Raw genomic sequence first — 21,232 nt, 5'->3', positions numbered from 1 at the left:
GGGCCATGATTACAGAGCTTGGTCACTACGCCCTCATCCTCGCCTTTCTCGTGGCGATCGTGCAGTCCGTCATTCCGCTGGTTGGCGCGTCCAAAAGGTGGACAGGTTGGATGACTTTTGGGGAAACCGCCGCGGTGGCCCAACTGGTGCTCATGACGTTTTCTTTCAGTGCGCTGGTTTGGGCCTTTGCCACATCGGATTTTTCGCTGCGCATCGTGGTCGAGAACAGTCATTCGGCTAAGCCAATGCTTTACAAGATCAGCGGGACATGGGGAAACCATGAGGGGTCCATGTTGTTGTGGGTCTATATCGTGGCCATATTCGGTGGGATGGCTGCGATTTTCGGGGCGGGTTTGCCACCTACACTGAAGGCGCGCGTGCTGGCTGTTCAAGCCGCTATTGGCGTGGCGTTCTATGCCTTTATCCTGTTCACATCGAACCCCTTTGACCGGCTTGTTGTTGCACCCTTTGATGGGCGGGACCTGAACCCATTGCTGCAAGATCCCGGTTTGGCGTTCCACCCTCCGTTCTTGTACTTGGGTTACGTGGGTCTCAGCATGGCGTTCAGCTTTGCCGTTGCTGCCTTGATCGAAGGCCGTATCGACGCGGCGTGGGGTCGGTGGGTGCGCCCGTGGACACTGGCGGCGTGGGTTTTTCTGACTATTGGGATCGCGCTGGGGTCTTGGTGGGCCTACTACGAACTGGGTTGGGGTGGGTTCTGGTTCTGGGATCCCGTCGAGAATGCGTCGTTCATGCCTTGGCTTCTGGCTGCTGCGTTGCTGCATTCCGCCATCGTTGTCGAAAAACGCGAGGCGCTGAAAAGCTGGACGATCCTGTTGGCGATCATCGCGTTCGGGTTCTCGTTGATTGGCACGTTCATCGTGCGCTCGGGTTTGCTGACCTCGGTTCATGCCTTCGCCAACGACCCGGAACGCGGCGTTTTTATCCTGTTCATTTTGGTCATCTTCATCGGTGGTGCGCTGACGCTGTTTGCCGCACGCGCGCAAGCGATGGAGGCCAAGGGCGTCTTTGGCATGGTCAGCCGTGAAAGCGCACTGGTACTGAATAATATTTTGTTGGCTGTCAGTTGCTTTGTGGTGTTCTTCGGGACCATGTGGCCGATGGTGGCCGAGATGGCTTTTGACCGGAAACTCTCGGTCGGGGCACCGTTTTTCAATGCGGCCTTTACACCCTTCATGATCGTTTTGGGGATCGTTCTACCTGTGGGCGCAATGATGCCGTGGAAACGCGGCAAGATTGGCAAGGCGGCGTATTCGCTTCGCTACGCCTTTGTATTGGCCGTGGCTTTGGCGATACTGGTCTGGGTCATGCAAACGGGGCGTAGCGCGCTTGGCCCTATTGGTCTGTTCCTTGGGGCGTGGGTCACTTTTGGCGCTGCGGTTGATTTGTGGAGCCGTACAGGCCGCAACGGAAGCCTAAGTCGCCTGTTCCGGCTGCCCGGAGCCGATTGGGGCAAAGCCGTTGCGCATACCGGGCTTGGCGTGACCATGTTTGCCATTGCCGGTCTGACCGCGTGGGAGGTTGAGGATATCCGAGTGGCGCAGCCTGGTCAGCCTTTTGAGGTTGGTCAATTCACCCTGACACTGGACGATGTCCGCCGCGTGCAAGGGCCCAACTACTTCTCGACCACCGCCGATGTTCGGGTGGAAAAGAACGGCCGCCCCATGGGTATGTTGCACCCGGAAAAACGGGACTATCCTGTTGCCAGAATGCCAACGACCGAAGCGGCGATCGACTACCGGTTCTTAGGGGACCTGTACGTTGTGATCGGCGATCAGCAGGCTGACGGAGGCTGGGTGATGCGAACCTACATCAAGCCTCTGGCAAACTGGATCTGGGGTGGTTGTATCCTGATGGCTTTGGGTGGGTTCCTTAGCCTGTCCGACAGAAGGTTCCGCGTGGCTGCAGGCGCACGCAAGGCCCCAACGGGCGGAGTGCCAGCAGAATGAAACGCCTGATCCTGATCCTGGCGATTATCGCGTCGCCTTTATACGCCGTGCAGCCAGACGAGGTACTGGACGATCCGGTCTTGGAGCAACGTGCACGTGACCTGAGTACCGGTTTGCGCTGTTTGGTCTGTCGCAATGAAAGTATTGACGAAAGCAATGCCGGGCTGGCGCGGGATTTGCGCCTGTTGTTGCGGGAACGGCTTGTTGCGGGCGATAGCGACGAAGAAGCAATCAGCTTCATTGTAGACCGTTATGGGGAGTACGTGCTGTTGAAGCCTACCATAACTGGTTCAAACCTGCTGCTGTGGCTTGCGGGACCGATCATGTTGTTGATTGCTGCAGCGGTGGGTTGGAGTTTCCTTCGAAAGCGCGCAGATGCGCACGCGACCGCGGACACTGACGGGCTTAGCGACGCTGAAAAGAAGCGGTTAGAGCAAATTCTGAAGGACTGACCCTTGGTCGGTCTTTCCCTTGATTGTGAATTAAGTCAGGCTTGTCCTCAAGAATAGTGCTTGGGGGGGAACCTGATGGATTATGAAACCGTGCTGCTGAACATCTCGGACGATTTGGCGGTAGTGACCCTGAATCGACCGGACAAGATGAATGCGATGACCGCCCAGATGCGGGCCGAAGTTGCATATGCCATGAAAGAGGCGGCAGCCAATGCACGCGCCGTAGTGCTTACTGGGGCAGGGGCCGCGTTCTGTTCCGGACAGGACTTGGGCGATTCCTCGACCACAGGAAAAATCGACCTCGAACGCACGTTGCGGGATGAATACGAGCCGATGCTCGAAACGATCTACAACTGTCCGGTTCCCACCATTGCCGCTGTGAACGGCCCGGCTGCGGGGGCTGGTTGCAATATGGCCTTGTGCGCGGATGTAGTGATTGCAACGGAAAGCGCCTATTTCCTGCAGGCTTTTGCCCGGATCGGCTTGTTGCCGGATGCTGGCGGGACATGGTTTACCCCGCGCCAAATGGGCTTTGCCAAAGCGATGGGGGCCGCTCTGTTTGCGGACAAGATCAGCGCGCGGCAAGCCGATGAGTGGGGCATGATCTGGGAGGCCGTCCCGGATGCCGATTTCGACGCCCATTGGCGACGCCGAGCCGCCTATCTGGCCAGCGGTCCGACCGCTGGGTTTGGCGCGATCAAAAAGGCGATCCGCGGGACTTACGAAAAGACGCTGGGTGAACAGCTTGAGATCGAAGCCCACCTTCAGGGTGAATGCGGACGGTCTCGGGATTTTGCCGAGGGCGTCGTAGCCTTCATGCAAAAACGCCCCCCGAAATTCGAAGGGCGTTGAGCTTCACGCGCGGCGGCGGCGGCGGGTCCGGCGCTCTGGCACCGCGTCGTCACCGGTGCCATCAGAGGCGGACGAAAACGGCCCCAGCGCATTAGTAATCTGATCAAGTGTCGGGCGCGTTCCACGGGGCGTGCTATCCAACGCCTCGCGCATTTTGCGCAGGTGGTCAGGCATTGTACCACAACAACCGCCAACAATCGTCGCACCCGCATCACGCGCCATTGCGGCGTATTGCGCCATCAGTTCGGGTGTACCGTCGTAATGGATGTGCCCATTCACATATTTAGGAATGCCCGCATTCCCTTTCGAGATCACAGGACGTTCTGTGCCCTGCGCAGCAAAACCCAGCACCGTGCGCAGGATGTCCGATGCGCCGGTGCCGCAATTTGCACCAAAGGCGACGGGTGGGTTTGGAAGGGTCTCAACCAGCTGCGCCAGGTCGGCCGACGTGACGCCCATCATGGTGCGACCGGCGGTGTCAAAGCTCATGGTGCCACACCAGGGCATATCGGCAAGGGCAAACGCCTCGGCCGCCGCGCGGAATTCCTCGGGGGCGCTGATCGTTTCCAGCCACAGGACGTCCGCGCCGCCCGCTTTCAACGCTTCAGCCTGTTCGTGGAACATTTCGACCGCCCCGGCATGGGACAGAGCTCCGACAGGTTCCATTATCTCACCGGTCGGACCGACCGAACCAGCCACAACGACCGTCCGGCCCGCCTTGCCAGCAACTTCGCGACCAAGCTCGGCGCCAATACGGTTCAATTCACCCACACGGTTCTGGGCGTCGTGCAATTTAAGCCGTGCTGACGTACCACCGAACGTGTTGGTCAGAAACAGGTCGCTGCCCGCATCAACTGATCCCTGATACAATGCCCGTATCTTGTCTGGCGCGTCCACATTCCACAATTCTGGTGCGTCCCCGGACTGCAATCCCATATTGAACAAGTTTGTGCCGGTTGCACCGTCGGCAAGGATGGCATCATTTGCGGCAAGAAGATCAGTCAGCGCGTTTGTCATTGGGCGTTCCCGAAAAGTCGGCGGAGCCGAAAAAAATAAGAAGCCCCGTGTCTCATGACCGGGGCTTCGAATCAAACTCATAAAACTCATGAAGATCATGAGTTCAAGGGCAGAGGGTTAATCCGCCTCGCTCAGGATTTGCGATTTGGCTTCGGGTAGAAGTTCAGTCATTTTCGCGCGGATTTCATCGTCAGACGACAGTGATCCCAAGTCACCCGACACTTTGCGGACGACGTCTTCGTGGCCTGCCTCTTCCATATCGGCGATCACGACAGTTTTGGCATAAGCTTCAGCCTCTTCGCCGGATTTTCCCAACTTTTCTGCGGCCCAAAGACCCAGCAGTTTGTTGCAGCGTGCTTGTGCTTTGAACTGCATTTCTTCGTCATGGGCAAACTTCGCTTCAAAGGCGTTTTCGCGTTCGTCAAATGTGGTCATTGGTTGGGGACCCCTTGGATTACATCTTGTCTTTTGCAGATATGACCATAGCAAGGCTTCGACGCAAGGGATTTGCGCTGCGTCAAAGGCCCTCGGCTTACTGAACTTGCGGGAAAGGGGGGCTTGGACTATGAGGGCGCAACAAAGTGGGAAATCTCTCGCTTCACAGTCTGGAAGGGTCGCTTATGGCGCGTCGCAAGAAAATCTACGAAGGCAAGGCCAAAATTCTGTATGAAGGTCCCGAACCGGGTACGATCGTTCAGTACTTCAAGGACGACGCGACCGCATTCAATGCGGAAAAGAAGGACGTGATCGACGGTAAAGGCGTGCTTAACAACCGCCTGAGCGAATATTTCATGAACGGCCTGAACCAGATCGGCGTGCCCACACATTTCATTCGCCGCCTGAATATGCGTGAGCAATTGGTGCGCAGCTGTGAAATCGTGCCGCTGGAAGTCATCGTGCGCAACTATGCTGCAGGGTCGATGTCCAAACGTTTGGGTATTGCCGAAGGTACTCAATTGCCGCGCCCCATCGTCGAGTACTGCTATAAGGATGACTCGCTGGGTGATCCGCTGGTGACCGAAGAGCACATCGCTGCTTTTGGCTGGGCCAGCCAGCAGGATATGGACGATATTCTAAGCCTTGCGCTGCGCGTAAATGATTTCATGAGCGGCATTATGTTGGCCGTTGGCATTCGTCTGGTCGACTTCAAGATCGAGATCGGGCGTGTTTTCGAAGGCGATTATCAACGTTTGATCGTTGCAGATGAAATCAGCCCTGACAGCTGTCGCCTTTGGGATATCGAAAGTGGCCAAAAGTTGGATAAAGATGTGTTTCGGAGAGATTTGGGCAATCTTACAGATGCCTATTCCGAAGTTGCCCGTCGTTTGGGTGTTTTGCCAAAAAGCAATGTAACCAAGCCGACGCTGATCAACTGAATCTCTGCCCTCAGGACAAGTCGAAACGCCGCTTAGTCAAGCGGCGTTTTTTCTTTTGTTGGTGGCGTTTGACAGTGCCATGGATTGTCTCGCATTGTCTGCCGAGGTAATTCTAAGCAAGGCGTGAAATGGCTGAACTATTTGACCAGGCAGTTTTTCTGAAATTTCTTGCGGCTTTGCTCGCGATTTTCAACCCGTTGTACGGTATCCCGATTTTCCTGGGTATGACCGATGGCTACACGGCACCCGAGCGCAAACGGGTCGCGCTGATCGTGACTGCCACGGTTGTCGCTGTCGCATTGATTGCCGTTTTGATTGGCGAAGAAATTCTGGCCGTTTTCGGGATCGACATCCCGTCATTTCGAATTGCGGGCGGGTTGATCATCCTCGGGGTCGGCATGTCTATGCTGAATGCATCGGACCGGCCAAAGGGGGATCAGCAGGCCGTGCAAGATGGGGCGAAGAAAAGCAACATAGCCGTTGTGCCTTTGGCGATCCCCCTGACTATTGGCCCCGGTACAATCGCAACCACCATCGTGTTTGCGCATAGCCTACCAGACGGGGCCGAGATTGTAACATTGGGTTCAGCGGTCCTTATAGCCTGCGCAATTGTGGGGCTTGGTTTGTTGTTCGCCGATCCGATTTCGCGCGTTCTTGGGCCAACGATGATAAATGTGGTCACTCGGGTCATGGCTATTATTCTTGTCGCGGTTGCCGTTGAAATGGTGCTGACAGGGACATTCAACGCGATTGACGCGCATTATCCGGGGCTTTCAGGCAAGAGCTGACGCGGCCTGCGGCAAACTGCGTGCGGACAAGGGTTGTCGAATGGCAAAAGGCGCGCTATCCCCCGCGCAACGGAACGGGCCGTATCCGCTGGCCCTTAGCTGGAGTTGCAGGAATGAAAGCACGTGTGCATGTGATGCTCAAGAATGGGGTTCTCGACCCACAGGGCGAGGCCGTGCGCCACGCATTGGGTGCCATGGGCTTTGACCAGGTCGAAGGCGTACGTCAGGGCAAGGTGATTGACCTTGAATTGGCCGAAGGTGCAACCGAGGCAGACGTAACCGAGATGTGCGAAAAGCTGTTGGCCAATACGGTCATCGAACGCTACGAGATCGAACTGGTCTGACCCTTACCTCCGGAGGCCCCGCCATGCGCGCTGCAGTCATCGTATTCCCCGGTTCCAACTGTGACCGGGATTTGGCCGTCGCTTTTGAACAAGCCGGTTTTCAGGTCGACATGGTCTGGCACAAAGACGCGTCTCTGCCCGAGGGCGTCGATATCGTCGGAGTCCCCGGCGGTTTCTCGTACGGTGACTACCTGCGATGTGGCGCTATCGCGGCGCAATCGCCGATCTGCAAAGCTGTTGTGGAACACACTGAACGCGGTGGCTATGCGGTTGGTGTTTGTAACGGCTTCCAAATCCTGACTGAGACCGGCATCCTTCCGGGCGCTTTGCTGCGAAATGCCGGGCTCAAATATATCTGTCGGACTGTAGGCTTGAAGGTTGAGACCAGCGACAGTGCTTTCACCAACGCTTATAATGCCGGCGATGTCATTGGTATTCCGATTGCGCACCATGATGGAAACTATTTCGCCGATGACGCAACACTGTCCACACTTCGTGATCAAGACAGGATCGCGTTCACCTATACCGAGAATCCCAATGGGTCGGTTGGCGATATCGCGGGCATCTTGTCGGAAAACCGTCGCGTTCTTGGCATGATGCCACACCCCGAGCGCGCTGCAGACGAAGGTCACGGCGGCACAGACGGCACGGCATTGTTCCGCGCATTGTCGGGTGTTTTAGCACCGGCGTGACTTGAGGTTGCACTCAAGCCCGCGTAGTTTCCGGGCATGAGCTCCGACACCCAATCTGGCTGGTCTTCTATCAAAAATCCGTTCCGGGGCGCTCCTTTGGGGTGGCGCCTGCGTGTCGCGGTTTCGATCCTTTTGATTGCAACCGTTGGAACGATTTGGGTGACCAACCGTTTGCTGACGGATCGTTTTACTGAATCGACCCGAAACAGAGCCGAAGTACGCCTTGCGCTGTATTCGGGAAACTTGCTGAGCGAACTGCGGCGGAACGCGATTGTTCCGCAACTACTGGCTCGTGATCCGACACTGATATCGGCGCTTCAGTCCAGCGACTATACCCTATCCACTCAGCGCCTTATCTCGTTTGTCGAGGAGATCGGCGCCGCATCATTGATGTTGTTGGACAGCGACGGGCGGACCGTGGCTGCAACCGACAGGAACCGCTTAGGCGAAGCGCATCGAAACTCGCCTTACTATGTGGATGCTGTTCGTTCCAATGCCACGATTTTTTCGGTCATTGAGAATGAGGCGGGGGGATACAGTTTTGTCTATTCGCGCCGCATGGACTCTGGAGCAGATATTCTGGGCGTCATCGTCGTTGAAGTCGATTTGCAGAAATTCGAACGCGCCTGGGCGGGTATTTCTGATGCTGTGATGGTTGCAGATAGTACGGGTACGGTCATTCTGTCGACCGAACCGCGGTGGCGCGGATTGGAGGAAAGCATTGCCATTCAGCGGCAACCGCCCGAAAACGCCATTGAGCGGGCGATCCGCGCAACCGCTGATTGGACTGCGCTGCCGCCGGATGCTTATCTGCAGGGCGAAGCTGTTATGCGTATGGACTCACGCATACCGTTCCGTGGTTGGACGATCACGTCTTTCACAACTTACTCGTCCATCCGGGAAAAGGTGAACAGTGTAATTGCGCTGGAAATCATGGGGTTTGCGATTCTTCTTGCTTTGGCTTTCTACGCTCTCAGCCGCCGGGCGACGTTCCGCATGGCGCTGTTTCAGCGCGAGTCGGCAGAGCTTCGCGCATTGAATGCACGCCTGCAGCGGGAAATCGCTGAGAGAGAACGGGTTGAAAAGACGCTGGAAGTTGCCGAACAGACGCTGGCGCAAAGCTCGAAACTGGCCGCGTTGGGCGAGATGTCGGCCGCTGTCAGTCACGAGCTTAATCAACCTCTGGCTGCAATGAAAACTTATCTGGCAGGCGCGCGCCTGCTGCTGCGCCGGAACCGCCCCGAAGAAGCTCTGGCCAGCTTCGGTCGTATCGACGGTTTGATCGAGCGGATGGGTGCGATAACCCGTCAGCTCAAATCCTATGCTCGGAAGGGCGCGGATGCGTTTTCCCCTGTAAATCTTGGCGAAGCGCTGGCTTCTGCCCTGTCGATGATGGAGCCGCAATTGCGTCAGCGACACGTCAAGATCACTCAGATTTTTCCCGAAGAACCGGTGTTTGCACTGGGGGACCGAATGCGGATTGAGCAGGTAATGGTCAACCTCTTGCGTAATGCACTGGACGCCACCAAATCAGTATCTGAACCGGATGTAGAAATCATTCTGGCCGCAGGGGATATGGCGGTGCTGACGGTGCGGGACAATGGCCATGGAATCGAGGATATCGAAAACCTGTTCGAGCCTTTCTATACCACCAAGCAGCCGGGCGATGGCGTCGGGCTGGGGCTTGCCATCTCCTCCGGGATCGTGAACGACCATGGGGGACGGCTGACTGCGCGCAACAGCCCCAACGGGGGCGCGGTGTTCGAGATGCAGCTGCCTATACTTGGAAGCGATGGCCTAGAGGCCGCGGAATAACGGGGAAAAACTATGGCACAGGCCATGAAGATCGCCATTGTGGACGACGAACAGGATATGCGGCAGTCAATCAGTCAATGGCTGGCACTGTCAGGATATGACACGGAAACGTTTGCCAGCGCCGAAGATGCGCTCAAAGTTCTGGGGCCGGATTATCCAGGGATCGTTATTTCGGATATCAAGATGCCGGGAATGGACGGTATCCAGTTGCTTAAAAAACTCATGGGAGCGGACAGTACGCTACCGGTGATCATGATTACCGGGCACGGGGATGTGCCGATGGCTGTGGAGGCCATGCGCGTGGGCGCGTTCGATTTTCTGGAAAAGCCCTTCAATCCCGACCGGATGTCGGAACTGGCTAAACGTGCCAGCAACGCCCGGCGCTTAACCTTGGACAACCGGGCACTGCGGCGAGAATTGTCCGATGGTACCCAGATCATGAACAAGCTGATCGGGGCCAGCCCGGTCATGGAACGCCTGCGTGAGGATATTCTGGATCTGGGGCAGGCCGATGGTCATGTGCTGATCGACGGTGAAACCGGTACCGGCAAGACCTTGGCGGCGCACGCCCTGCATGCGGTGGGCAGTCGGGCCGGTAAGAAATTCGTTCTGATTTCTTGTGCGGCCCTGGAAGAAGAGGCGCTTTCCAAACGGTTGTTCGGCCCCATGATGCCCGAGGACGCGCAACTGCCTGCCGTTGAAGAAGCGCGCGGCGGTACCTTGGTTCTGGAAGACGTTGAAGCGCTAAGCGATACGCTGCAAGCGCGCTTGCTGAGCGTGATGAATGATCAGGGTACGCCTGCCGAGACGCGGATTATCGCGATCTCGAACCTTCAGGAAGCCGGTAAGACCTCTGAAGATGTTCTGCGGCCGGACTTGTTCTATCGGCTGGCGGCGTTGCGTATCACCATGCCGCCGCTGCGCCAGCGCGGCGAAGATATCCTGACATTGTTCACCCGCCTGAGCGAACAATTCGCCGAAGAATATGGCTGTGATGCGCCGCAAGTCAGTGCACAAGAGGCCGCGCAGTTGTTGCAGGCGCCTTGGCCGGGGAATGTGCGACAACTGATCAACATCGCCGAGCGCGCAGTTTTGCAATCGCGTCGCGGCTCTGGAACGATTGCCTCTTTGCTCATGTCGGATCATGAAGAAATGCAACCCGTCATGACAACGGAAGGCAAGCCCCTGAAGGAATATGTTGAGGCGTTCGAACGGATGCTGATCGACAATACTATGCGCCGTCATAAAGGCTCGATCGCGTCTGTGATGGACGAGCTGTGTTTGCCGCGGCGAACGTTGAACGAGAAGATGGCCAAATACGGGCTGCAACGTTCGGACTACTTGTGACGGAAGAGAGGGGGGCCAGCCCCCTCTTGAGCCTTCAGCTCAATTCACCCCCGAGATATTTTTGGCCAGATGAAGCGATCCCTGTTGTCTGAAGTGCAGGGATTGCAGTTTGCCCATTGTCTTTTCCACAGGACTGCTTTTATTGTACCTGAACGGGCCGGGCCGTTTTTGGTGCCCAAAAGTCCCGAATCTTTGAGTTTCGCTGCAACGCCGCAGGTGGTGACCTAATCCCACACAGGCCGCGCAGACCGATTGTGCCCCGAACCGGGGCAGTTGAACGCCTGAGCCCGTGGATGCGGGCGAAAGGAATATAATGGGCAGACAGCGTCAAGGCGCGTCTGTCGGAGAAGAACCGCGATGACGCGCGCGCAACGATTGACTATACGGGCAGGGGGCCACAGCGCCAGACCCTGCCGCGCGCCGTCCGAAATCGCCCGTACAAGACACCTCCCCAAAAGTGCCTGTCCGCCTGGACGGGTCAGGACAACGCGTTTGGCGCGGTGCACCAAGGACACATGGCTAAGAAAATGCTTATCGATGCCACCCACACCGAGGAGACTCGGGTTGTGGTGGTCGATGGAAACAAGGTCGAGGAGTTCGATTTTGAGTCCGAAAACAAACGCCAGCTTGCTGGCAACATCTATCTAGCAAAAGTAACGCGGGTTGAGCCGTCTTTGCAGGCGGCTTTTGTGGATTACGGCGGAAACCGGCACGGTTTTCTGGCGTTTTCCGAAATTCATCCCGACTACTACCAAATCCCAGTTGCCGATCGTGAAGCGCTGATGGAGGAAGAGCGCGCTTATGCCGAGGCCATGAGGGCTCGGGATGAGGCGGAAGAATCCAAGCCCAAGAAACGCCGTTCGCGGTCGCGGACCAAGGCTGCCGATGTTAAATCGGATGATGCAGTCGAGACGCTTGAGGTGTCTTCGGAACCCTCGGGTATGGAAACGATTGATCTGGATGAGGGCGACGAACAACCCGAGATGGCTGTGCCCGAAGGGACTTCCCCAGCGGATCACGTGGCGGACACTCCCGTTGAGGAACCGCTCGACGACTTGGAAGCACTGGATGCGGAAACTGTAGCAGCCGCAGACGAACCGGAAAGTGCCGACCCCACCGTAGAGGAAGAAGTTGCCGCGGTTTCGGCGGGTGAAGAGACCCAAGCAGAGGACTTGGAAACATCCTCCACCGACGAGGCGGGTCAGGTTGATACTCAACCCGACGCCAGCGCTGTTGCGTCGGAAGACGCGCCGGCGGATGCCGACACTGAGCAAGCTGAAAGCAAGGCTGACTCCGATGAGCCGGACGATACCGAAGCCCGCGCGGATGCTACCGCAAAAGACGACACGATCGAATCTGTTGCGGATGAGGATGATAGCGAAGACATTCGCCCTCCGCGCAAGCCGCGCCCGCGCCGGTACAAAATCCAAGAGGTGATCAAGGTCCGGCAGGTTCTGCTGGTTCAGGTCGTCAAAGAAGAGCGTGGCAACAAGGGCGCAGCGCTGACCACGTATCTCTCGTTGGCCGGTCGCTATTGCGTCTTGATGCCAAACACAGCGCGGGGGGGCGGTATCAGCCGCAAGATCACTAACGCGCCGGACCGCAAGAAACTGAAAGAGATCGCGGCCGATATCGACGTGCCGACAGGTGCCGGCCTGATCATTCGGACCGCTGGGGCCAAACGGACCAAGTCCGAGATCAAACGTGACTACGAATACCTGCAGCGTATGTGGGAGCAGATCCGCGAGTTGACGCTCAAGTCCATAGCGCCGGCCAAGATCTATGAAGAGGGCGACCTGATCAAACGCTCGATCCGCGATTTGTACAATCGCGATATCGACGAGGTGCTGGTCGAAGGCGAGGGCGGGTACCGCATCGCCAAGGACTTCATGAAGATGATCATGCCGTCCCATGCCAAGAACGTGAAACGGTATGAGGATGCTTTGCCGCTGTTTGCGCGCTATCAGGTGGAAAGCTATCTGGCCGGGATGTTCAACCCGACTGTGCAGTTGAAATCGGGTGGCTACATCGTAATCGGTGTAACCGAAGCGTTGGTCGCAATCGACGTGAACTCGGGTCGCGCGACCAAGGAAGGTTCGATCGAGGAAACCGCGCTCAAGACAAATCTCGAAGCGGCCGAAGAAGTGGCGCGCCAGTTGCGCCTGCGCGACTTGGCCGGTCTGATTGTCATCGACTTTATCGACATGGACGAGCGCAAGAATAACTCGGCCGTCGAAAAGCGCCTTAAGGATAAGTTGAAAACGGATCGGGCACGCATTCAGGTTGGTCGTATTTCCGGCTTCGGCCTGCTTGAGATGAGTCGCCAGCGGTTGCGCCCGGGTATGCTGGAAGCAACGACGCAGCCTTGCCCATCCTGTCATGGAACTGGGCTGATCCGTTCGGACGACAACATGGCGTTGACCATTTTGCGTCAGATCGAAGAAGAAGGTACGCGGCGCCGCTCGCGCGAGGTTTTGGTGCGCTGCCCCGTCAGCATCGCGAATTTCCTGATGAACCAGAAACGTGAGCATATCGCCCAAATCGAGTCGCGCTATGGTCTTTCAGTTCGTGTGGAAGGGGATATCCATCTGGTCAGTCCGGATTTCTCGATGGAGAAGTTCAAGACTGCAAGCCGGATTGTACCCGAAGCGACAGCGCCGGTCGTTTCCGTAGATGCATCGCTGATGGATCTTGTAGACGCGGATGAAGAGGAAAAGGTCGAAGACGAAACGCCTCAGACAGACGAAGAAGCCAAGCCCAAGCGCAAGCGCCGCCGCCGCCGCCGCAAGAAGGGCAATGGAAATGGCGAAACGGCTGAGGTGAGCGCAGATGACGTTGAGGCCGCAGAGGCGCCCACTGGAGAAGAAGAAGCACCGGTCGAAGTAGACGAAACAGACGCTGCAGAGTCCGTTCCGGCGGAAAGCGGCGAGGAAGAGGCTAAGCCTAAACGCCGCCGAGCGCCACGTCGTAAAAAGAAGGAAACCACACCGGTTGATGCCGAAGGCGAGTCGGTTGAGTCTGCTGAGGTGCAAACTGAAGTGGTGGAAGAAACCGTAAAGGAATCGGCTGCACCGGCGGATTCGAATGAAGTCGAACTCGCTGACGATATTGTTGCTGAAAGCACTGAGGCACCCGAGGCGGAGGCGGAGGCGGAAGAGCCTGTAGCAGCAGTCGCAGAGGAAAGCCAGGCACCGGAGGTAGCGCCGGAACCGGAACCAGTAACAGAAGAGCCGGTACTTGAGGTCGTTGCCGAGGAACCCGCAGAACCGGCGAAGCCCAAGCGGCGCGGATGGTGGTCACTGGGACAATAAACAAAAAGGCGGGCGAAAGAGCCCGCCTTTTTTGTAACATTCGCGTCTTAAACTTAGCCTTTTTTCTGGATCAGGTAGACTTGATGGCCTTCGGTTTCTTCTTGCGAAAGCAAGTGGTGACCGCTTTCGCTGCAGAAATGCGGGACGTCAATAATCGCAGCAGGATCGTCGGCCAGAACACGCAGAACTGCCCCGGAGGGCATTGATTTCAAACGTTTTCTGGCCTTTAGAACGGGCAGGGGACATAGCAGGCCCAAGGCGTCGAGAGTTTCAGTTGGGTTTGACATAGAGATGAAATATTTCCACTTTGACCGGGTGTCCAGCGTGCAACCACGAGGATGTGACTGAATGGCCTCGTGACGTTCGCCACATCATACCATATGTGCTGAATTATGTTTGGAATAGATATCATCGACGCGGGCCTGCTGCCCGCCATGTTCATCGCGATGCTGGGCGGACTGATTAGTTTCCTTTCGCCGTGTGTCTTGCCGATCGTGCCACCGTATCTTGCCTATATGAGCGGTGTGTCGATCAACGAAATGCAGGACCAGACTACGGCGCGGCGCAAAGCGACGCTGACCGCATTGTTCTTTGTGCTCGGCTTGTCGACTGTCTTCCTGTTACTGGGCTTCACGGCCTCGGCCTTTGGCGCGTTTGTCCTGCAAAACCAAGTGCTTTTCGCGAAGCTTTCAGGTGCTGTGGTGATTGTGTTCGGTCTTCACTTTCTGAATGTCTTCCGCATCCCGTTCCTGGACCGTGAAGCGCGGATCGAAACCGGAGATTCGGGCGGTTCTGTTTTTGGAGCTTACATCCTCGGACTGGCTTTCGCTTTTGGATGGACGCCGTGTATCGGTCCTCAGCTTGGCGCGATCCTGTCCTTGGCGGCGTCTGAAGCCTCGGTTGCCCGTGGAACGTTGCTCTTGGGTGTTTACGCCGCGGGACTCGGCATACCGTTCTTGCTGGCTGCAATGTTCCTTAACCGCTCGATGACCGTTATGAACAAGATCAAGCCTCATATGGCGACAATCGAAAAAGTGATGGGTGGGTTGTTGCTGTTCGTTGGCATCATGTTAATCACCGGGTTGTTCACCGAGTTTAGCTGGTGGTTGCTGGAAGCTTTCCCGGCGCTGGCAAATTTTGGCTAAAGTACTGATCTGACTTACCTTGATGATAACGCTGCGCTAATCTGCGCAGCAGAAGGTAAGACTATGAACAGTCACGAAAACCAAGAGCAGGTCAAACGGCGCCGGGTGTTTTACATTCCCGGTTATGATCCTATACATCCTCGCAGATACCGCGAACTGTACCGCTCGGAAGGGGCGGCGCAGTCCGCGTTGTCAGGATATCAGATATCGGTTTCAGCCAAAATGGGGGACGGTCCCTTTGGATGGCATGTCCATTCGGAACAAGACGGAACCGAGGTTGAGACACAGATTCAGGTGTTGGTCTGGTCGGATATTGTCAGGGACAGCATGTCCAACTCGGTTGTTGCGACTTATGTGCAACTGGTTAGAACCGCGTGGATTTACCTTGCGAGTGGGACATTTGGACGACTGATGCGTTTACGCAAGGGGCCTGTAATCGCTGCACTTTATCCGTTTGCGATGCTTGTATTCCAGCTGGCCGCAGCACTGGCCATCGCTTGGGGCATCTGGAAAGGCGGTAGCCAGTTTTTTGACCTCTTTGCCATTGCCCCAGCCATTCTGACGTTCTGCCTGCTTTTGCGTTGGTTTCAAAAGATCGACAACAAGCTATTCGCTTATTATCTGATGCACGACTACGCCTATTCGGCGAGTTTAAAGGGTGAAACGCCCGCCGCTTTGCGAAAACGCATGACCGAATTCACCGAACTTATTAAGCAGGCGTTGGTTACGGACGTGGATGAAGTCTTGGTTGTTGGCCACAGTTCCGGCGCACATATCGGGGTCTCAGTTCTGGCTGATGTAATCAGGAGTGCACCGGACACAGGTTTCCGACCAGCTCTATCTTTCCTATCCTTGGGTCAGGTCGTGCCAATGGTGTCGTTTCTCCCAAATGCCAAAGAGTTGCGGACAGATCTTCAATTTCTTTCCGTTCAGTACAATCTCACCTGGGTGGACGTATCGGCTCCGGGTGACGGATGTTCTTTTGCTCTTTGCGACCCTGTCGGCGTTTCCGGCGTCGCAACCGAAAGTAAAAAATGGCCCTTGGTCTTGTCGGCAGCATTCACGCAAACACTTTCGCCAGAGCGTTGGCAGGCTTTGCGGTGGCGTTTCTTTCGTCTTCATTTTCAGTATTTGTGCGCCTTTGATCGTGTCGGGGCGTACGACTATTTCCGCATCACGGCCGGACCTCAGTCTTTGGCCCAGAGATTCCGCGAACGTAGTTCGTCTAAGTCTCGTATCGATATCGCAGTCTCAAAGCACCGGACGGTGATGCTGTGATTCCGCCAAAGCCGCCCTCACGCCCAAACCATGTTTCGCTGTGGCGGTACCTCAAGCTGTTTCGTCAAGATATCCTTTCCGCACAACCGCAACGCCTGTATCGCGCATGGATGGCCGAGTTTCGGACTCCGTTCTTCCGTTCATACATGATGAACCAGCCTGAACTTGTTGAAACTGTTTTGAAAAAACGAGCGGAAGGTTTTCCTAAATCTGAACGCATCAGCGAAGGCTTACGACCACTTTTAGGAGAGTCTGTTTTTTTAACCAATGGTGAAACGTGGAAACGACAACGCAGGATCATCGACCCGGCGTTTGAGGGGGGACGGCTTAAAGATACGTTCCCTGCGATGCTTCAGGCCGCGGAAGCAGCAGTGCGACGAATACGCCCTCTGGTCGGCACCGATATCGAATGTGAAGAGTTAACAAGCCATGCCGCCGCCGATGTTATCTTTCGAACCTTATTCTCAATGCCGATCGAACATGAAGTCGCAGCGCAAGTCTTTCAGAAGTTCAGGGATTACCAACGCCAGCAACCCTTGTTGAACCTGGCCGCATTTGTTCCGCTACCACGGTGGATGCCTCGGTTCCATTCTTCAAGAACTCGAAAAAACGCAAATGAAATAAGGGCTTTGATTGGGAAGCTGACGCAACAACGTGCTGAATTAATTGCGCGAGGATGTGCGCCCAACGATCTGGCAACTAAAATCATGACGACTCCGGACCCTGAGACCGGGACATGTTTCGACACAAATGAGATGGTCGACCAAGTTGCGATTTTCTTTCTGGCAGGCCATGAAACAAGCGCCTCAGCTCTGGCTTGGGCGTTGTACCTGATGGCCTTATACCCAGAGTGGCAAGATAAGCTTGCTGCCGAAGCTCAGGCTGTAAATCTCTCCGATATCTCGGAGATGTCGAAACTAAAGCTGAGCAGAGATGTCTTTCGCGAGACGCTCCGACTTTATCCGCCTGTCCCTATGATGGTGCGGGAAACTACGTGCCCCGAACGCTTTCGCGACCGCGACGTTCCAAAAGGGGCTCAAATCGTTATCAGCCCGTGGCATGTTCACCGGCACGAACGCCTTTGGGATCATCCGGATGAGTTTGATCCGAACAGATGGGCCACGGAAAACGGCAAGCGTTGCCAGCGAGAAGCCTTCATTCCGTTCTCAGCTGGTCCTCGTGTGTGCTCGGGCGCTGGATTTGCCATGATCGAGGGCCCATTGATCCTGTCCAAATTGCTGCAGCACTTCCGGTTCGAGTTAATCGAGGGCAAAACGCCGATTCCGGTAGCGCATCTGACTGTCCGGTCGAAAGACGGAATTTGGTTGCGCATCGTTGAGCGCTAACAAACTACCATCGCGATGCGCCATGCTGTATGCGGTTGAAAACAGCGGAATCATTTCGAACGGGAATATCATATGTCCAAATCAGAACAGCGCGAGCAAATGTCCAATGGAGCTGGCTTTATTGCAGCACTGGATCAAAGCGGCGGCTCGACTCCCAAAGCGCTGGCACTCTATGGGGTTGAGGCTTCAGACTATTCCTCGGACGAGGAGATGTTTGGGGAAATTCAGAAGATGCGCGCCCGGATTATCCTGGCAGATGATTTCACCAATGAAAAAGTTATCGGAGCCATCCTGTTCGAACGGACTCTGGGTGAAGAAATTAATGGCCGAAAAGTCGCTGATTTCCTTTGGTCGGAAAAGCGCATCGTTCCTTTTCTCAAGATCGACAAAGGGTTAGAGGACGAGGCGAATGGTGTTCAGATGATGAAGCCGATCCCTGGTCTGGCCGACACCCTAGCGAAGGCGTCGGGCGTGTTTGGAACCAAAGAACGCTCGGTTATTCATGAAGCCAATGCCGAGGGCATCGCAGCTGTAGTTGCGCAACAATTCGACATTGCGCGGGAAGTGATAGCGGCTGATATGGTTCCGATCATCGAGCCTGAGGTGAACATCAATTCGGCATCCAAAGCCGAGGCCGAAGACATTCTGAAGGCCGAGATCCTGAAAAACCTTGATCAATTGGACGAGGGACAGGATGTGATGTTGAAATTGACGATCCCCACCAATGCGAACCTGTATGACGCCGTTGCCGATCATCCACGCGTGGTGCGTGTGGTTGCTTTGTCGGGCGGATATTCAACAGAACAAGCCTGCGATTTGTTGGGACAGAACGGTAAAATGATCGCATCTTTCTCGCGTGCTTTGACTGAGGGACTGTCGAAAAAGCAATCGAATGATGAGTTCAACGCAGCTCTGGGTGGGAATATCGAGAAAATCTACCGCGCGTCGATTTAAACAGATCTACGTTGGCGCAATGAAATTGCGGCGCATCTGCGCCGCTTTTTCGCGCATGACGCATCCATTTGCGTGATCATTTACAAGCCCCATCGCTTGCATGAACGCAAAAACAGTGGTTGGCCCAACGAATTTCCAACCTCTCTTTTTAAGATCCTTGGACATGGCCACAGACTCAGCCGAGGTTGACGCTGTCTGAGGCTCGGGTGGCATATCTGCCTCATACTGCCAGACATAAGCAGCAAGTGATCCGTACTCAGTGATCAGACATTGTGCGCATTGGGCGTTATTTATGACGGCTTGAATTTTGCCGCGATGTCGGACAATTCCTTCATCGTGCAAAAGACGTTCAATGTCTGCATCATCAAACGCCGCTACAGCGTTGATTTCGAATTGTTTAAACGCTCTCCGAAAATTCTCGCGCTTGGATAGGATTGTCCGCCAGCTCAACCCGGATTGAAAACTTTCGAGACATAGCTTTTCGAACAAGCGTTGGTCATCCGCAACGGGATATCCCCATTCGTTGTCATGATAATCGAAAAACTCAGGCGCGGCCTGGCACCATTTGCAGCGAGGCTGACCGTCCGGTCCTTGTGTAGTCTGGCTCATGTATGTACCACTTTTGTTCCGGTCGAGCATACACAGCCCGGTAGTTTTAAATCAAGCACCCAATATCAGGCGCGATACCAGTTCAAAATGTATACACGAATTGCCGATGCCAAGCCGATTTCAGGATCACGAGACACGTCAATTTCAGCCGCTAGCGCATTGATTGGAATATCCTTTACTTTGGCAATGTCACGGAATGCCTGCCAGAACTCATCCTCGAGCGATACCGAAGTACGGTGTCCCTTCAGGGTCAGGGACCGTTTGACGGGGCGGCCGCTCATTCCTCCAACTCATGGTTGTCCAAGTCGCGGCGTTGCTTGTTCAGTACTTTCTCGGCTGCATCTCTTTCAGGCTTTTTACGCCCAAAGGTAATAGCATTCTGGTCGGCGCGGGCCTTCTTTTCAGCCCGCGCTTTTTCCTTTCGGTACCGGTTCAGATTGACCGGCTTACTCATCAGTCCTTTGGACCGATCATTTGCTCGGGGCGGACCACGGCGTCAAATGTCGCTTCGTCCACAAAACCCAGGGCGATGGCCTCTTCCTTGAGGGTCGTGCCGTTCTTATGCGCAGTCTTTGCAACCGTCGTGGCGTTGTCATAGCCGATGGTGGGCGCCAGAGCCGTCACCAGCATCAGCGACTCCTTCATCAGCTTTTCAATGCGCGGCTCGTTTGCCTGAATGCCCAGTAGCATCCGTTCGGTAAAGCTATCGGCGGCATCGCCCAAAAGCTGGATTGACTGCAACAGGTTGTAGGACATCATCGGGTTGTAAACATTCAACTCGAAGTGGCCCTGACTACCGGCAAACTTTACTGCGGCGTCATTGCCCATGACATGCGCCGCGACCTGTGTCAGTGCCTCGGCCTGTGTGGGGTTCACTTTGCCGGGCATAATTGACGAACCCGGTTCGTTTTCCGGCAAGATCAATTCGCCCAGACCTGAACGAGGACCCGATCCCAACAGACGGATATCGTTGGCAATTTTATAACAGCTACCCGCGATTGTCGCCAAAGCGCCCGACAAAAAGACCATGGCGTCATGCGCGGCCAGCGCCTCAAACTTGTTAGGCGCGGTCACGAAGGGCAGGCCGGTTATCTCGGCCATATTTGCTGCAACGGCTTCGCCCCAGCCGTTTTGAGTGTTCAAACCGGTGCCCACGGCTGTGCCACCCTGAGCTAGCTCATAGATACCAGGCATAGCGGCCTTTACGCGCTCGATCCCCTGACGGATCTGATGGGCGTAGCCACCGAATTCCTGACCCAGAGTCAGCGGCGTTGCGTCTTGTGTATGAGTCCGCCCGATCTTGATAATATCTTTGAATTCCTCGGATTTCCGCTCCAACCCCAAGGCTAGCTTTTCGAGCCCAGGCAACAGAACGTCACGCACGCTCATGGCTGTTGCGATGTGCATGGCGGTGGGGAAGGTGTCGTTCGAAGATTGTCCCATGTTGCAATGGTCATTGGGGTGCACGGGATCCTTGGATCCAATAACGCCGCCCAGAATCTCGATCGCACGGTTCGCGATGACCTCGTTTGAGTTCATGTTGGACTGAGTTCCCGACCCGGTTTGCCACACGACCAGTGGGAAGTTGTCGTCGAACTTGCCTTCGAAGACTTCTCCGGCTGCCTGAATGATGGCGTCAGCGATCCGAGCGTCCAGTTTACCGGTCGCCTTGTTCTCCATTGCGCAGGCTTTTTTGATAACGCCTAATGCCCGCACGATGGCCACAGGCTGTTTCTCCCATCCAATGGGGAAATTCATGATGGAGCGCTGGGTCTGAGCACCCCAATATTTTTCCGAAGGAACCTCCAGCGGGCCAAAGCTGTCGGATTCTGTGCGGGTCTGGGACATCTGTCACTCCGTCTTGTATACAGTCGTATGCCATTTACCTGCCACTACGCCACCGTGCAATCGGGCAGTTTCGCGCACCTTAAACTTA

21 protein-coding genes are annotated in these 21,232 nt (G+C 55.6%); 14 read left to right on the top strand and 7 right to left on the bottom strand.

The genetic code is table 11. The features are described 5' to 3' along the window. Window positions 1-5: 5 nt before the first annotated feature. The 3 genes from AC2FNR_RS12395 to AC2FNR_RS12385 all read left to right on the top strand — a co-directional run bounded on the left by AC2FNR_RS12395 (window position 6) and on the right by AC2FNR_RS12385 (window position 3,274). Window positions 6-1,970 (top strand): heme lyase CcmF/NrfE family subunit, encoded by a 1,965-nt coding sequence (locus AC2FNR_RS12395; RefSeq protein WP_353389628.1) that lies wholly within the window; start codon window positions 6-8, stop codon window positions 1,968-1,970. Next, entirely contained in the window at window positions 1,967-2,422 is a 456-nt protein-coding gene (locus AC2FNR_RS12390) for a cytochrome c-type biogenesis protein (RefSeq protein ID WP_170751080.1), read from the top strand. Before AC2FNR_RS12395 ends, AC2FNR_RS12390 begins: the two co-directional genes overlap by 4 nt. A gap of 75 nt (window positions 2,423-2,497) precedes the next feature. After that, a complete protein-coding gene (locus tag AC2FNR_RS12385; protein ID WP_170354093.1) occupies window positions 2,498-3,274 on the top strand; it encodes an enoyl-CoA hydratase-related protein in 777 nt (258 codons plus the stop codon). Between the two features lie 3 nt (window positions 3,275-3,277). On the opposite strand, the gene bmt is transcribed toward AC2FNR_RS12385, so the two are convergent. Beyond that, window positions 3,278-4,291 carry a betaine--homocysteine S-methyltransferase gene (gene bmt, locus AC2FNR_RS12380; RefSeq protein ID WP_496849234.1) on the bottom strand — a complete coding sequence of 338 codons (1,014 nt, stop codon included), beginning with the start codon at window positions 4,289-4,291 and terminating at the stop codon, window positions 3,278-3,280. Window positions 4,292-4,408: 117 nt separating this feature from the next. Beyond that, window positions 4,409-4,726 (bottom strand): DUF1476 domain-containing protein, encoded by a 318-nt coding sequence (locus AC2FNR_RS12375; RefSeq protein ID WP_170751086.1) that lies wholly within the window; start codon window positions 4,724-4,726, stop codon window positions 4,409-4,411. Between the two features lie 185 nt (window positions 4,727-4,911). Here AC2FNR_RS12375 and purC point away from each other — a divergent pair, with 185 nt between their 5' ends. The 7 genes from purC to AC2FNR_RS12340 all read left to right on the top strand — a co-directional run bounded on the left by purC (window position 4,912) and on the right by AC2FNR_RS12340 (window position 13,964). After that, a complete protein-coding gene (purC, locus tag AC2FNR_RS12370; protein ID WP_353389633.1) occupies window positions 4,912-5,667 on the top strand; it encodes a phosphoribosylaminoimidazolesuccinocarboxamide synthase in 756 nt (251 codons plus the stop codon). A gap of 128 nt (window positions 5,668-5,795) precedes the next feature. Further along, entirely contained in the window at window positions 5,796-6,455 is a 660-nt protein-coding gene (locus AC2FNR_RS12365; RefSeq protein ID WP_353389634.1) for a MarC family protein, read from the top strand. A 113-nt stretch (window positions 6,456-6,568) separates the two neighbouring features. Beyond that, window positions 6,569-6,799 carry a phosphoribosylformylglycinamidine synthase subunit PurS gene (gene purS / locus AC2FNR_RS12360; protein WP_170374301.1) on the top strand — a complete coding sequence of 77 codons (231 nt, stop codon included), beginning with the start codon at window positions 6,569-6,571 and terminating at the stop codon, window positions 6,797-6,799. Between the two features lie 23 nt (window positions 6,800-6,822). Further along, entirely contained in the window at window positions 6,823-7,491 is a 669-nt protein-coding gene (purQ, locus tag AC2FNR_RS12355; RefSeq protein ID WP_170354099.1) for a phosphoribosylformylglycinamidine synthase subunit PurQ, read from the top strand. A gap of 36 nt (window positions 7,492-7,527) precedes the next feature. Beyond that, window positions 7,528-9,306 (top strand): sensor histidine kinase, encoded by a 1,779-nt coding sequence (locus tag AC2FNR_RS12350; protein ID WP_496849231.1) that lies wholly within the window; start codon window positions 7,528-7,530, stop codon window positions 9,304-9,306. A 12-nt stretch (window positions 9,307-9,318) separates the two neighbouring features. Further along, on the top strand, window positions 9,319-10,653 hold the full coding sequence (locus AC2FNR_RS12345; RefSeq protein ID WP_496849229.1) for a sigma-54-dependent transcriptional regulator: 1,335 nt from the start codon (window positions 9,319-9,321) through the stop codon (window positions 10,651-10,653). A 515-nt stretch (window positions 10,654-11,168) separates the two neighbouring features. Next, window positions 11,169-13,964, top strand: coding sequence for an Rne/Rng family ribonuclease (locus AC2FNR_RS12340; protein ID WP_496849228.1), 2,796 nt, complete (start codon window positions 11,169-11,171; stop codon window positions 13,962-13,964). A 53-nt stretch (window positions 13,965-14,017) separates the two neighbouring features. Here the strand turns inward: AC2FNR_RS12340 and AC2FNR_RS12335 are convergent, their stop codons facing one another. Then, window positions 14,018-14,251: a sulfurtransferase TusA family protein gene (locus AC2FNR_RS12335; RefSeq protein WP_170751096.1), complete on the bottom strand. Its 234-nt coding sequence runs from the start codon at window positions 14,249-14,251 to the stop codon at window positions 14,018-14,020. Window positions 14,252-14,356: 105 nt separating this feature from the next. On the opposite strand from AC2FNR_RS12335, the gene AC2FNR_RS12330 reads away from it, so the two are divergent. From AC2FNR_RS12330 to AC2FNR_RS12315, 4 genes are all read left to right on the top strand, one after another. Continuing rightward, the gene (locus AC2FNR_RS12330) at window positions 14,357-15,109 is read left to right on the top strand and encodes a cytochrome c biogenesis CcdA family protein (protein WP_496849227.1); all 753 of its coding nucleotides are present in this window, start codon (window positions 14,357-14,359) and stop codon (window positions 15,107-15,109) included. 63 nt (window positions 15,110-15,172) lie between these two features. Then, window positions 15,173-16,387 (top strand): hypothetical protein, encoded by a 1,215-nt coding sequence (locus AC2FNR_RS12325; RefSeq protein ID WP_496849226.1) that lies wholly within the window; start codon window positions 15,173-15,175, stop codon window positions 16,385-16,387. Beyond that, window positions 16,384-17,733 carry a cytochrome P450 gene (locus AC2FNR_RS12320; protein WP_496849225.1) on the top strand — a complete coding sequence of 450 codons (1,350 nt, stop codon included), beginning with the start codon at window positions 16,384-16,386 and terminating at the stop codon, window positions 17,731-17,733. The genes AC2FNR_RS12325 and AC2FNR_RS12320 overlap by 4 nt, the downstream gene beginning before the upstream one ends. 72 nt (window positions 17,734-17,805) lie before the next feature. Beyond that, window positions 17,806-18,687, top strand: coding sequence for a fructose bisphosphate aldolase (locus tag AC2FNR_RS12315; RefSeq protein WP_480865471.1), 882 nt, complete (start codon window positions 17,806-17,808; stop codon window positions 18,685-18,687). Window positions 18,688-18,693: 6 nt separating this feature from the next. Here AC2FNR_RS12315 and AC2FNR_RS12310 read toward each other — a convergent pair whose 3' ends face one another. From AC2FNR_RS12310 to fumC, 4 genes are all read right to left on the bottom strand, one after another. After that, window positions 18,694-19,296, bottom strand: coding sequence for a DNA-3-methyladenine glycosylase I (locus AC2FNR_RS12310; protein ID WP_480865473.1), 603 nt, complete (start codon window positions 19,294-19,296; stop codon window positions 18,694-18,696). Between the two features lie 65 nt (window positions 19,297-19,361). Beyond that, on the bottom strand, window positions 19,362-19,577 hold the full coding sequence (locus AC2FNR_RS12305) for a ribbon-helix-helix domain-containing protein (protein WP_496849224.1): 216 nt from the start codon (window positions 19,575-19,577) through the stop codon (window positions 19,362-19,364). Next, window positions 19,574-19,750 (bottom strand): DUF4169 family protein, encoded by a 177-nt coding sequence (locus AC2FNR_RS12300; protein WP_480865474.1) that lies wholly within the window; start codon window positions 19,748-19,750, stop codon window positions 19,574-19,576. The genes AC2FNR_RS12305 and AC2FNR_RS12300 overlap by 4 nt, the downstream gene beginning before the upstream one ends. Further along, complete coding sequence (fumC, locus tag AC2FNR_RS12295; protein WP_496849223.1) at window positions 19,750-21,144, bottom strand: class II fumarate hydratase; 1,395 nt, start codon at window positions 21,142-21,144, stop codon at window positions 19,750-19,752. Before fumC ends, AC2FNR_RS12300 begins: the two co-directional genes overlap by 1 nt. Between the last annotated feature and the right edge of the window lie 88 nt (window positions 21,145-21,232).

This window comes from Ruegeria sp. SATB045 (assembly GCF_059613525.1).
This window is presented reverse-complemented; position numbering and strand designations above follow the sequence as displayed.